The organism is Candidatus Villigracilis sp. (assembly GCF_057083605.1).
Map to the genome: position 1 here is coordinate 34,585 of NZ_JBXMTI010000005.1, position 12,806 is coordinate 47,390.

15 protein-coding genes are annotated in these 12,806 nt (G+C 49.4%); 12 read left to right on the forward strand and 3 right to left on the reverse strand.

The window, feature by feature from the left end:
- Positions 1–68: 68 nt before the first annotated feature.
- The 3 genes from AC14M5_RS01285 to AC14M5_RS01295 form a co-directional block, all read right to left on the reverse strand.
- Complete coding sequence (locus AC14M5_RS01285; RefSeq protein WP_484027809.1) at positions 69–722, reverse strand: HD domain-containing protein; 654 nt, start codon at positions 720–722, stop codon at positions 69–71.
- A gap of 42 nt (positions 723–764) precedes the next feature.
- Positions 765–1,415, reverse strand: a complete 651-nt coding sequence (locus AC14M5_RS01290; protein ID WP_484027810.1) for an MOSC domain-containing protein — start codon at positions 1,413–1,415, stop codon at positions 765–767.
- 143 nt (positions 1,416–1,558) lie between these two features.
- Positions 1,559–2,224 carry an HAD family hydrolase gene (locus AC14M5_RS01295; protein ID WP_484027811.1) on the reverse strand — a complete coding sequence of 222 codons (666 nt, stop codon included), beginning with the start codon at positions 2,222–2,224 and terminating at the stop codon, positions 1,559–1,561.
- A gap of 44 nt (positions 2,225–2,268) precedes the next feature.
- Here AC14M5_RS01295 and AC14M5_RS01300 point away from each other — a divergent pair, with 44 nt between their 5' ends.
- The 12 genes from AC14M5_RS01300 to AC14M5_RS01355 all read left to right on the forward strand — a co-directional run.
- Complete coding sequence (locus AC14M5_RS01300; protein ID WP_484027812.1) at positions 2,269–4,398, forward strand: GAF domain-containing sensor histidine kinase; 2,130 nt, start codon at positions 2,269–2,271, stop codon at positions 4,396–4,398.
- Positions 4,399–4,452: 54 nt separating this feature from the next.
- Positions 4,453–5,310, forward strand: coding sequence for an MBL fold metallo-hydrolase (locus tag AC14M5_RS01305; RefSeq protein ID WP_484027813.1), 858 nt, complete (start codon positions 4,453–4,455; stop codon positions 5,308–5,310).
- Positions 5,310–6,368: an asparaginase gene (locus AC14M5_RS01310; protein WP_484027814.1), complete on the forward strand. Its 1,059-nt coding sequence runs from the start codon at positions 5,310–5,312 to the stop codon at positions 6,366–6,368. Before AC14M5_RS01305 ends, AC14M5_RS01310 begins: the two co-directional genes overlap by 1 nt.
- 1 nt (position 6,369) lies before the next feature.
- Positions 6,370–7,188, forward strand: a complete 819-nt coding sequence (locus AC14M5_RS01315) for a nucleotidyltransferase domain-containing protein (protein WP_484027815.1) — start codon at positions 6,370–6,372, stop codon at positions 7,186–7,188.
- Positions 7,139–7,804, forward strand: coding sequence for an endonuclease III domain-containing protein (locus tag AC14M5_RS01320; protein WP_484027816.1), 666 nt, complete (start codon positions 7,139–7,141; stop codon positions 7,802–7,804). Before AC14M5_RS01315 ends, AC14M5_RS01320 begins: the two co-directional genes overlap by 50 nt.
- Positions 7,805–7,906: 102 nt before the next feature.
- Complete coding sequence (locus tag AC14M5_RS01325) at positions 7,907–8,383, forward strand: aminoacyl-tRNA deacylase (protein ID WP_484027817.1); 477 nt, start codon at positions 7,907–7,909, stop codon at positions 8,381–8,383.
- On the forward strand, positions 8,383–9,228 hold the full coding sequence (locus AC14M5_RS01330; protein WP_484027818.1) for a ClbS/DfsB family four-helix bundle protein: 846 nt from the start codon (positions 8,383–8,385) through the stop codon (positions 9,226–9,228). Before AC14M5_RS01325 ends, AC14M5_RS01330 begins: the two co-directional genes overlap by 1 nt.
- Positions 9,229–9,231: 3 nt before the next feature.
- Positions 9,232–9,717, forward strand: coding sequence for a 2-amino-4-hydroxy-6-hydroxymethyldihydropteridine diphosphokinase (folK, locus tag AC14M5_RS01335; RefSeq protein ID WP_484027819.1), 486 nt, complete (start codon positions 9,232–9,234; stop codon positions 9,715–9,717).
- Between the two features lie 193 nt (positions 9,718–9,910).
- The gene (locus AC14M5_RS01340; RefSeq protein WP_484027820.1) at positions 9,911–10,669 is read left to right on the forward strand and encodes a fumarylacetoacetate hydrolase family protein; all 759 of its coding nucleotides are present in this window, start codon (positions 9,911–9,913) and stop codon (positions 10,667–10,669) included.
- A 127-nt stretch (positions 10,670–10,796) separates the two neighbouring features.
- A complete protein-coding gene (locus tag AC14M5_RS01345) occupies positions 10,797–12,194 on the forward strand; it encodes an aminotransferase class V-fold PLP-dependent enzyme (protein WP_484027821.1) in 1,398 nt (465 codons plus the stop codon).
- 101 nt (positions 12,195–12,295) lie between these two features.
- Positions 12,296–12,571, forward strand: coding sequence for a hypothetical protein (locus AC14M5_RS01350; protein ID WP_484027822.1), 276 nt, complete (start codon positions 12,296–12,298; stop codon positions 12,569–12,571).
- A 104-nt stretch (positions 12,572–12,675) separates the two neighbouring features.
- A partial coding sequence (locus tag AC14M5_RS01355; protein WP_484027823.1) for a helix-turn-helix domain-containing protein occupies positions 12,676–12,806 on the forward strand: 131 nt, incomplete at its 3' end.

The following is a 12,806-nucleotide window of genomic DNA, read 5'->3' on the forward strand; positions in this document are numbered from 1 at the left end:
GAAGCAATCCCCTCATTGTTGAGGGTTGCTTCGGACAAAAACAGGAACGCCCTCGCAACGACATTTACTTAATTCCCTTCCCATTCATTCATAAATTGATCTAAAAATTTAACCATCACTTCGTGCCGTTGCTCCGCAATTCGTTTTGCGTTTTTTGTATTCATCATGTCTTTTAACAAAAGCAGTTTTTCATAAAAGTGATTGATGGTGGTGCTTTTGCTATTTTTATATTCTTCAAAGCTGGCGTGCATTTTGGGCGGCGAGTCTGGGTCGTACATCATCCTGTTTTGGTAGCCGCCATAAGCGAAAGCACGCGCGATACCAATGGCGCCGATAGCGTCGAGTCTATCTGCATCCTGCACGATGAAGCCTTCTATTGAATCCATTTTGTTTTCCACACCTGCACCTTTGTATGAGATGTGCATGATGATCTCGCAGACGGCGTCAGCGATGGGAATGTCTACGGAGCAGGATTCAAGCCAGGCACGCGCGCGACGCGGAGTCTCATCTTCGACCTCGTTGAATTTCCAGTCGTCAAGATCGTGCAGCAGCGCAGCAAGTTGAACGATGAACATATCCGCCCGCCCCGCGTCATGTTCGCAGATAGTGATGGCATTCTTCCACACGCGATAGATGTGCCACCAATCGTGCCCCGAGGAATCGTCTGAAAATTCCTGCTTGATGTATTCGGCTGTTTTTTGGATGATTTCTTGTTGATTCATTCCCCTATTTTCCCACAAAATAATTCAGGCATCTCGCATTTTTCAAAGGGTGTTTTTCAACAGGACTTTACGCAGTTCTTCTTCCAAACGCCTGCGCGCACGGATCGCAATTGGCGCATGTAGAAACCTGCGGAGTGTGGACTCATCCTTCTCTTTCTCATACCAATATCGAAATATCTCGATTACGCCCGCATTATTTCCGAGTCGTTGAACTGCCACTACATCCCCGGCTTTGATCTCCCCTTCAGCGAGGACACGACAATAAAAGCCTGGCCGTTCCGCATCACGATACTTTTTAACGAACTGTGGATCACCCATACGCGCCGCCAAAGTTCCACACGGGATGCGCGGCGCGGTCACTTCAAGGATTACATTGCCGATCTGTAATCGATCGCCGATGTTGAAGTCTGCGCTTTCAAGATCAGAAATGGTGATATTTTCTCCAAATGTGCCGGGCGTCAATTCATATCCCAATTCATTTGACCACCAGGCATAATCCGCCGCGCCGAAGACGTACACAGCCTGGTCGGGTCCACCATGATGTTTCTTGCTGTGGATGACATCATCCTTCAAGCCAAGCGTTGAAACATGAACTGCATTCTGAACAGGTGACTTGTAAATGCCTGTTTTGTCCAGCGAGTTTGCAGTTTGCAACTCGCGTTCCACGCCAATGTTTACACTGATAATTTTCATAAGCATATTAAGTAATCGGTCGAAAGGTTTTTAAGCATATCTTTGGCTTTTCGGGGGCTGCCCTAAAGGGTGCTTCGCGAAGCCCCCGAAGGAGCAGGAATGTTTACACTGATGATGTTCATGAGAATAACAATGCCACGTTTCTATTGATTCAACAACCCGAGTAATTTTGTTGTATCCGCAAGGATCGCATTCGCGCCCATTTTCTTTAACTCGGGTTCTTCGCCGAAGCCACAAAGTACCCCCACAGTTTGCGTGCCAGCCGATTTGCCCGCGCGGATATCCACTGTGGTATCGCCGATCATCAGGCAGTTTTCAGGAGCGGTATTCATTTTTTGCGCGGCGAGCAAAACTGGATCGGGATATGGTTTTGTATATTTGGCCGATAAACCGGTAACAACTACGTCAAAATATTTCAGCAGATCGAATTTCTCAAGGAAAGCCAGTGTACCGCGTTCATCCCTGGCACTGACAACCGACATCGGATAACGCCCATGCAGTTGTTTGAGCATTTCATCCACGCCGGGGATAAGCAGAAATTCTTTTGAGGAGTAGTTGCGATGACGGGACATCCAATTGATGATAGCCACCATCTCATCGTCGATGCCCGCTGTATCAGCCAGGCCGAGCAGGGCATTGCCGGGGGCCTCGACCCACATCACAAAACGGCGGGCAAAATGATCGGGGTCTTCAAAGAGGAATCTCGGAATAAAACGCGAAATTTTTCGTGCGTACAGGTCATCTGTGTCACTGAGTGTGCCGTCCACATCAAAACACAGGGCTTTTACTTGGGTAATTTCAAAGGACATGGATTAATTGTACCAAAAGGGCTATACTTAACTCTGTACCGACCATGGCTGAAGAAACCCGCGCACGCTCCCTCCTTGAACTATTAATCAGCGTTAGCCGTGAGGTTGCCACAGCATTAGACCTTCGCACTGTTTTGCAACGCCTGCTCTTTGCCGCCATTCAAAACGTGGGCGGAGAGCGCGGCAGCATTGTTGTGATGGATGATCTTGGCAAGCCGGTGGATGCCACCATTGTTTACGGCAGGCAGTTCCATGAGCATACCACGCAGCAGCTTCGTGATACTGTGGAGCGTGGTCTGGCCGGATGGGTGGTACAGCATCGCAAATCGGCGCTGCTTCCAGATACCAGTAAGGATGAACGTTGGTTGCGCCGCGCAGATGATGCCATTGAAAAGACCGGTGCCAAGTCTGCGATTTGCGTGCCGTTGATGGCGCGAGAGCGTTTGGTGGGGGTATTGACGCTGGTCCATTCGGTTCCACATGCATTTACAGATGAACATTTGGAATTAATGCAAGCCATTGCTGACCAGGCCAGTGTGGCAGTTTTGAATGCACGCCTATACACCGAGAGCCAGCGGACTGCGCGCGTGATGACCGCCCTGGCAGAGGGTGCGGCAGCTATTAATACCTCGCTCGAAATGGCGGATGTATGGCGGCGCATCCTTAACCAGACCATGCAGGCGCTCCAGGTGGAGACCGTGGCTCTGGCTTTGATAGACCATACCAGCAATGACTTGATCTTCCACGCCGCTGCCGGGCATAACTCCGGGAATATTCCAGGCCGGCACATTCCCGCCGGGCAGGGGCTTGCAGGCTTAGTGATCGGTGATGGGCACGGGCTGGTGGTACCAGACGTCAAACAGGATTCGCGTTATAGCGAAGTGGACAGGTTCGGAGGAATCGAGATGCGGGCTGTTGCCATTGCTCCGATCCAGTCACAGGGAAGAGTGATCGGCGTGCTGGAGGCGATCAATCCCGTCTCCGGTTCGTTCGACCCGGATGCGATGGTGGTGATGACTGGCCTGGGAAGCCTGGCAGGCACGACCATCCAAAACGCGGAACTTTTTGATCGTTTGCAAAAAGCACACAAACATTATCGTGAGTTGTTCGAAGACAGTGTGGATACAATCCTGATCACAGACTGGGATGGTAAGGTGTTGGAAGCGAACCGCCAAGCTGTAAAATTGAGCGGCTATAATGTTGAGCAGTTGCATTCGATGAGCATTGAACAACTGCATGAAGTCAATTGGAATAAAACAGGTTTAAGTTTTGAATCGCTCAAGCGCGACCAGGAATGCGATTATGAATCCAACCTGCATCGGCAGGATGGCCGCGCAACGCCCATCGAAGTATATGCGCGCCGTGTGGAATTTGAAGAGACCGACTCGATCCAATGGATCTTGAGGGACATCACCGAACGCAAAGAGCTGGATGCCTTGCGTGAGGATATGACATCCATGATCTATCATGACCTGCGCTCACCGCTTGGAAATATTGTTTCAAGCCTTGAGATGATGAGTGGTTTGATGCCTGTGGATGATACGCTGAACACCATGTTTAATATCGCGCGGAATTCCACTGCCCGCATTCAGCGCCTGGTGAATTCACTGCTGGATATCAACCGTCTTGAATCCGGGCAGCCGATTGCAGACCAGGATGCAGTGGACCCGATGGCTTTGATCCGTGAATCCATCCGTGATGTGGAACCAACCGCAGCCGGACGGCAGCAAACGATTGAGAATAAAACAAATACCGTGCTCCCACTCATTTGGGTGGATGTGGATATGATCCACCGTGTCATCATTAATCTGCTGGAAAATGCGATCAAATTTACGCCGGTGAATGGTCACATTGAGGTCGGTGCGCAAACCTCCGATGGCGTTTTTGTAAAATTCTGGATTCGTGATAACGGCCCTGGCATTTCAAAACCAGACCAGGATCGTATTTTTGATAAATTCACTCGTTTGCGCGGCAAGGACCGGCCCACCGGACTGGGGGTCGGCCTTGCGTTTTGTCGGCTGGCAGTGCTTGGGCATGGCGGCGAGATCTGGGTGGAAAGCGAGCCCGGAAAAGGTACAACTTTCTGTCTTACTTTACCTGTGGCGCAAAAGAAACCAACAGGCGAACTTAAACGGCAAACCGGTAAATTGGTTATGAAACAACCCAGGCCATAATTTTCCATCCATTCATAAATTGATTTTTTTTATTTCTTTTTTTCCAGGAGTAACATGCAGGAAGTAGCAAAAAACATTCTGATCGAAGACCAGTTTCCCGGCGTCACCCTTGGCGTGATTGCCACACAGCGCGGATTGATTCAAATAGATGCGCCACCCTCCCCTGAAGATGCCCGTTCATGGCGCGCAGCATTGATGAACCTGGGCGGCGGCATGGAACGTGTTCTGGTCAATCTGGATGCGCATCCAGACCGAACCCTCGGCGCGCGTGCCATGGATTGCACAGTCATTGCACATGAAAAAACAGCCAATACCTTTCGCACACGTCCCAGCACTTTCAAAGCACAAGGCGAGGAAACAGGCGCAGATTGGGAATCAATTGCCGGGCTCGGCAGTGTGCGCTGGTCTCCTCCTGAAATCTCTTTTACAGATCAAATGACCCTGCATTGGAGCGAGTCACCTGTGTATCTTGAGCATCACCCCGGCCCATCCAATGGCTCCATTTGGGTGCACCTGCCGCAGGAAAAGGTTTTGTTCATTGGTGACGCCGTGTTAAAGAACCAGCCGCCTTTCCTGGCAGGTTCAAACCTCAGAGCCTGGCTTGACTCATTGAATGCGCTGCTTGACCCGTCCTTTAAAGGATATACATTTATTAGCAGCCGCGGCGGCATCGTAAATGCGAGTGCGATAAAAACACAACACGATTTTCTCAAGCACGTCAACGACAAGCTGGATAAGATCACAGCCAAAAAGCCGAATCCCGCTGCGACCGAGAAACTGGTCACCTCACTATTGACCTGGTACAAGGCCCCGGCTGCCCGCCAAAAACAATTCGCCCAGCGCCTGCGCTATGGTCTGCTTCACTACAATTCGCGCCATCACCATGCTTCCACCCAGCCTTATGAGGATTAATGACTCTCGCACAACCCATCCTTGAGCTGACTCGCGGCTCGATCATTGAATCCACTCACTTTGGCTCCATCGCAATCGTGGATTCAAGCGGAAAACTCCTGCACTCCCACGGCGACCCTCACACGGTCGCCTTTTTGCGCTCATCCGCCAAGCCTTTCCAGGCTATTCCCTTCGTTGAACATGGTGGCGTGGAACATTTCGGGTTCACACAAAAGGAACTTTCCATTTCCTGTGCCTCGCATGAAACATCACAGATGCATCTTAATACCGTTGCAGGAATGCAGAAAAAGGTTGGGATTCAGGAAAGTCATCTGCAATGCGGCGGACATTTACCCGGCGATCCGAACAAATTGAAACAGGTCATTAAAGAAGATATTAAACCAACCTCTAATTTCAATAACTGCTCAGGCAAACATACTGCCATGCTGGCCTATGCCAAAATGCGCGGACTGCCTCTCGAAAATTATCTGGCCTTTGATCATCCCATCCAAAAAGCGATATTGAAAACTTTCTCTGAAATGTGCGGCATTGAAACGGGTAAGATCGAACTCGGCATCGACGGTTGCTCTGCGCCCAATTTTGCCATTCCATTAATCAATGCCGCCCTCGGCATGGCGCGGATTTGTGATCCACGTGACTTGAATGAAACACGTGTCATTGCATGCAAGAAGATAACAACCGCCATGACCACACATCCCGAAATGATCAGTAATTACGGTGAGTTCGATTGTGAGCTTATGAAAGTTGGCGAAGGTAGAATCATCACAAAACGCGGCGCGGAGGGATTCCAGATCATCGGCCTCATGCCCGGCGTATATACCCAAAACGGCGTAGGCATTGCCTTCAAAGTAATGGATGGCGATAAAGCCTCGATGAATGACAAACTTGAAACAAGCACACGTGTAAGACCCGCTGTTACGCTTGAAATTCTGCGCCAACTGCATGTGTTGAATGAGAAGCAATTACAATCCCTCGCGAACTTTGGTCCCGAAAAAATATTGAAGAATTATGCAGGGCTTGATACTGGGAAGTCACAGCCTGTTTTCAAACTTGCATGAAATGAATCTTCTTGAAGACCCTTTGATCCAAAATCTTGTCGCCCGGTTGAATCAGCCGGGCGTTGTTGGCCTTGCTCTCGTAGGCAGTTATGCACGTGGGCAGAACACACCGCACAGCGATGTGGATGTGGATATCTTCGTTGAAACTCTTCCATCCGAACCCTATATACTGCGCCATCTCGATGGTCACTTGATTAGCTTGAAATTCATAACAATTGAAAAAGAATACGAATCCCTCGCACAGCCTGAAAAAGCGGTTTGGGCTGTTCCAGGATTAAAACAAATGGCAATTCTTGTCGATGATTTTGGTCGTTTGGCTGGTCTGAAGCAGGCAGCCCGGGATTTCAACTGGCAAAGCCTGCAATCCGTCGCGGATGAATACGCCATGGAGGAATTAATGGGGTGTGCCGAAGAAGCGCAGAAGATCATCAATGGTTTGCTGCACAGTAATGAATCAAAGGTGTTGTATGCGGTCTTGGGCCTGTTCAATGGGCTGGCAAATGCGGTGGCTGTTCAACGCGGATTAATGATGGAGAGCGAAAATCGTTATTTCGAGATCATCCAGGAAAGCGTGGGCCGATCTCATGCATGGACGCAGGCATTTCGCCTTACGCTGGGCGCAGATCCAGGTGATGTAAAAATCCCTGCCTACATAACACGCGGACAGGCTGCGCTTGCGCTATATCAACAGACTGCGCAATTATTCAAAAACATCATCACTGAGAAACATTATGATGTCATTGAGAATACGCTACAATTGGTTAAACAATATGAAGAATCTGAAAACACGCGCACTCAAGATCCATCAAACACTGATTGAAGCCTTTGGCGAACCAACCTGGCGCAACCCTTTGCCTGCCATTGACGAACTCATTTCAACCATCCTTTCACAAAACACAAACGACATCAACCGTGACCGCGCTTTCAATTCCTTGCGTGCCAAATTTCCAACATGGGAAGCAGTGCGCGACGCCATGCAAGAGGATGTGATCAATGCGATTAGACCGGCAGGACTCGCGAATCAAAAGGGACCGCGCATGCAACAAGTCTTGCGCGCCATCACGGAGGAACGCGGCTCGCTCAATCTGGACTTTTTAGCTGGTCTGCCCATCGAAGAAGCGCGCACCTGGCTGACAAAGTTCAACGGCGTGGGACCCAAGACTGCTGCCATCGTTCTATGTTTTTCATTGAACATGCCCGCCTTCCCGGTCGATACGCATGTATACCGCGTCACTGGACGTATCGGCCTCCGCCCCGAGAAGATGACCGTGGAACAAGCACACACGCATCTCGAATCGATCTTCCCACCTGAGACGTATTACGCAGCGCATTTGAATTTGATCCGTTTGGGGCGGGAGGTTTGCAATGCTAGAAAACCGAAATGTCCGCAGTGTCCAATAAATGAGTTATGTGATTACAAGGATAAAACGAAGTAGCATGTCATTGCGAGGAAGCGGAGCGACGAAGCAATCTCAGTCACAGCGCAAGAGATTGCTTCGGGCGTACAAACACTGCCCTCGCAATGACCGGAAAGCAACATGAACGAAACCCCTCCCGTCAGTATTGCCCTTGAAAAGATAGGCATACCGCATAAAGTCTTTCGTCACGAGAATCCTGTCGCCTCGTTTGAGCAGGCCGCGAGTGACCGTGGACAGCGTCCCTCGCAGGTGGTGCGGAGTATTTTGTTCCGCATCGCGGAGGATGAATTTATAATGGCTCTTGTAGCTGGGCCTGACCAGATCTCGTGGAAGACCTTGCGGAAATATCTTGGGCGTTCGCGCGTTTCGATGGCAACGGAAGATGAAGTCCTGGCCGTGACGGGATATCGAATCGGGACGGTGGGGCCTTTCGGATTGCATCGCCAACTCAAAGTCCTGATCGAAGCGGGTGTGATGAAAGAGGAAGAAGTGTCCATCGGGTCGGGGATGCGAAATACCGCGGTCATCTTGAAGAGTGATGATTTGCGTCGCGCTTTGAAGGATGCAGAGATTGTTGAATTGATCATGGAGAATTGATGTCGGACTACAAGCAACGTACCCTGGATTTTCTTGAAATTGAATGGGCAACATACATTGAGCGAATCAACCGCTTGCCTGTGGATGAAGGTATCAAGCGCGTGAACAAGCAAGGCTATGAGCGGTTTCGCGATATGCTGGCACATATACTGGCCTGGTGGGAGGAGGCGATGCCGATCATCATGGCAATTGCCGAGGGACGCGAATATGAACGCAAAAAATATGATTTTGCCGTTTTCAACGCCGCGGCGGTTGCAGAATATAAAAGCTGGGATGAAGCTGAATTTCTGGCCCATTTTGAGAAAACGCGTCAGAAAGCCGGGGCAGAACTAAGGTCCATGAATGAAGCGGCCTGGGAGAATCGGCGTGTGCGCGCGTGGATCAACGGAGTCTTTATCGAGCACGCGCGCGAGCATCTGGTCGCGTTGGATCGTTTTCTTGTTTTGGACACACTTCAACATGAATGGAATACGTACATCGAGAGATTTGCGAAGATCGAAGATAAGGAAGCGTTCCTGAAAAAACAGGGCGTGGAGAATCTTCGTGAACTGCTTGGGCATGTGATCGGCTGGTGGGAGGAAGGTAAACGCATTATCACAGGAATTTTGAATGACCCGAACTTCAAATGGCAGGAGCCCGATACAGATGCCTTCAATGCCGAATTGATCGTAAAATATAAAAAACTTTCTGATGCAGAAGTACAGAATCAATTTGAAAACAAAAGATTGGATATGATAAAGCTCGTAAACGATCTTCCAGAGGATGCCTTTATGAATTCTGATATTGAAGACTGGCTGGCGGCGGATGTGGTTGAACATTTTGATGAGCACCTCATCAAGGGATAAATTATGGAACACATTGTTTACCTTGCGCTTGGAAGTAATATCGGCAACCGCCTTGCCAATTTGAAGAATGCGATCAGCAATCTCACGCCGCAATTGAACGTGAAGAAGAAATCGCCTGTGTATGAGACGCCGCCCTGGGGCTACAAGGAGCAGGCCGCGTTTTTGAATCAAGTGGTGATGGCTGAAACCTACCTTGAACCTGAAGAATTACTGGCACACCTAAAACGGCTGGAAATTGCGTTGGGACGCGAGGAAAGTTTTCAGAACGGCCCGCGCTTGATCGATATTGATATTTTGTTCTTCGATGACTTGATCATTGATTCACCTCCACTGGTGATTCCCCATCCGCGTTTGCATCAACGCGCTTTTGTGCTCGTGCCGTTGAATGACATTGCGCCCAATCTCTTTCATCCCCTGCTGGGCAAACCTATCCGTGAGCTGCTACTGGATGTGGATCGGATCAATATCAATTTGTATGAAGGAAAGTAATTAAAAACTCCGGCGGTTGAGTAGCCCCGCGTGTTTTTCGCGGGGCGTATCGAAACCACAAATGAATGGAAAATCAATATCTTCCCTAAACTTGTTGGTTTCGACACTTGCACCTGGTGCAAGTGCAGGTGTACGAGCGGGAAGAACGCCCACTCTACTCAACCAACGAGCTGACTTGTAAAGGAAACAGTGCATGAAAATCGTTCGTTATCAAAGCAATAGCGACCTGCCAAAATACGGCTGGATGCTGGAAGACAAGATCGGTGAAATTCAGGGGAATATCTTTGGCGAGTATCGCCGCCGTGAGGCAAGAACTCCCGTGGCCGAATTGAAACTGCTCGCACCTTGTGAACCGAGCAAGATCATATGCGTGGGACGCAACTATGTGGAACATGCCAAAGAGTTGGGTAATGAAATTCCCAAAGTGCCGCTCATCTTTTTAAAGCCGCCTTCATCGATCATCTCCAACGGAGAGAATATCTATTTGCCCCCGCAATCCAGCCAGGTGGAGCATGAAGCGGAACTGGTGGTCGTCATCGGCAAGCGTGCAAAAAATATCACCACTGAAACTGCCAAAGAATACATTTTCGGGTACACCATCGGTAATGACATCACCGCGCGCGACCTGCAAAAGACGGACGGTCAATGGACTCGCGCGAAAGGCTTCGATACATTTTGTTCCTTCGGCCCGTGGATCGACACTGAGTTCGATGCATCGGATGCGGTGGTGACCTGCCGCGTGAACGGGCAGATGCGCCAGATGGCATCCACGCGAGACATGGTTTTCAACGTTGCTACATTGATCGCATACATTTCATCTGTGATGACGCTTGAGCCCGGCGACCTTATCTTCACCGGCACGCCCGCAGGGGTGGGTGAATTGAAGAACGGCGATGTGGTGGATGTGGAAATTGAAGGGCTTGGGAAGTTGAGTAATCCGGTGAAAGTATGATTTTTCCGTCATTGCGAGGGCGATGCTCTTTCGCCCAAAGCAATCTCAAGATCAAAGTTGGAGATTGCTTCGCCGCTTAGTGCAAGTGCGCGGCTCGCAATGACGACATTATCGTTAGGAGTTTGTTATGCCAACAAAAGAATTTCAAACCTTTCTCGAAAAATACCCCACCTACAAGCAAACCGAATCGATTGATGTGTTACGCAAGAAGGAATATGCACGACTTGATGCGGGTGAGCATATTTATCTTGATTACACGGGTGGCGGAATTTATGCTGAGTCGCAGATCAAAAAGCATCATCAACTACTGCACGAGAATGTATATGGCAACCCGCATTCATCCAACCCCACATCGCTTGCGGCTACTGAGCTTGTGGAAGGCACGCGCGAATACATCCTCAAATTTTTCAACGCTGACCCAAATGAATATCTCGCCATCTTTACATCCAATGCCAGCGGCGCGCTGAAACTGATCGGCGAGTCTTATCCATTTTCAAATGGGCGTTATCTTTTAACTTTCGATAATCACAATTCGGTCAATGGGATTCGGGAATTCGCCCACGCGCGCGGCGCAGAGGTGACCTATATCCCCGTCATGCTGCCAGACATGCGAGTGGACGCTTCGCAACTGGACCTTGAACTGGCCCGGCCTTCGACGGCTGGCCACAATCTTTTTGCATACCCCGCGCAATCGAACTTCTCCTCGGTCAAACATCCATTGGAGTGGATCGAGAAGGCCCACGCTCACGGCTGGGATGTATTGGTCGATGCTGCCGCTTACGTCCCCACTAATAAATTGGACTTGAGCAAAGTCAAACCTGATTTTGTGCCGATCTCATTTTATAAAATATTCGGCTACCCCACGGGACTTGGCGCATTGATCGCGCGCAAATCTGCGTTGGCAAAATTGCATCGTCCCTGGTTCGCGGGTGGGACAATTACCGTCGCATCCGTGCAGGGTGATAAATATTATCTGGCCGATGGCGCCGCCGCCTTTGAAGATGGCACGCTGGATTACCTCAATATCCCCGCGCTTGAGATCGGACTCAGACACATCGAATCGATTGGCTATGATGTCATCAGCGAAAGAGTTAAAACATTAACAAGCTGGCTGTTGGAGAATCTTACAGCCATGAAACACAGCAACGGGAAACCCCTTGTGCGAGTCTTTGGACCAACTTCCAGTGAGGGAAGAGGCGGAGCGGTCACTGTCAATTTTTATGATAAAGATGGAGAGGCCTTCGATCATCGTTTTATCGAAAGCGAAGCCAACAAGGTCAACATATCGCTGCGCACGGGCTGTTTCTGTAATCCTGGCGCTGGCGAAATTGCCCTCGGCATCTCCCGCGTGGAGTTGGATGTCTGCTTCACATCCCCCGAGCACGAGAATAGATTATCCATTGATGATTTCCGCTTGTGCATTGATGGTAAATCATCTGGGGCAGTAAGAATCTCCGTAGGTATGGTCACAAACTTTAATGACGTGCAGGCGTTTTTATCGTTTGCGAGAGGGCTGTTGAGTTAGTCAAGCCACGTGATGACAGTCACCTTTAAGGTGACTGTCACGTTTGGTCATAATTTGCAGCCGTTTCGCCGTTGCTGAAAGGGTTATTAGGATAAATGATAATGAAACAGAAAGATAGTGCCATTGAAAAAATTGTTGCATTAACCATTAAGTTGTTTGAAACCTTAAAAAGCATGGGCATACACGACCACAATACAGCATGGCTAGACTTTCTTCATTGGGATCAAAAAATAGATAAAAAGCAAAAGCAGGCACGTTTATTGATGGATAAAATTACATCAGCAATTCTTCAAGAAACCCAGCAGGTTTCATCCAGATTAATACATACTAGAGTGATTTATCATTTACTTGCTAGCGCCATATGTGAACTGCAATGACATCCGTTACAAAAAAACTGCAATGTGATCCGTTACAGTTCTAACGCCAAAAACTGCAATGACATATGTTACACCTTCTGGTGGAAGAGCTAGGAGGTGGAACGATGGAGACCGAGATTACGCTTCGCAAACGAGCCGTTGCCCTGCATCTGCAAGGCTGGAAGAAGAGTGAGATCGCCCGGAAACTCGAGCGATCCCGCCCCTGGGTCGATCGGTGGATCGATCGGTATTGTCC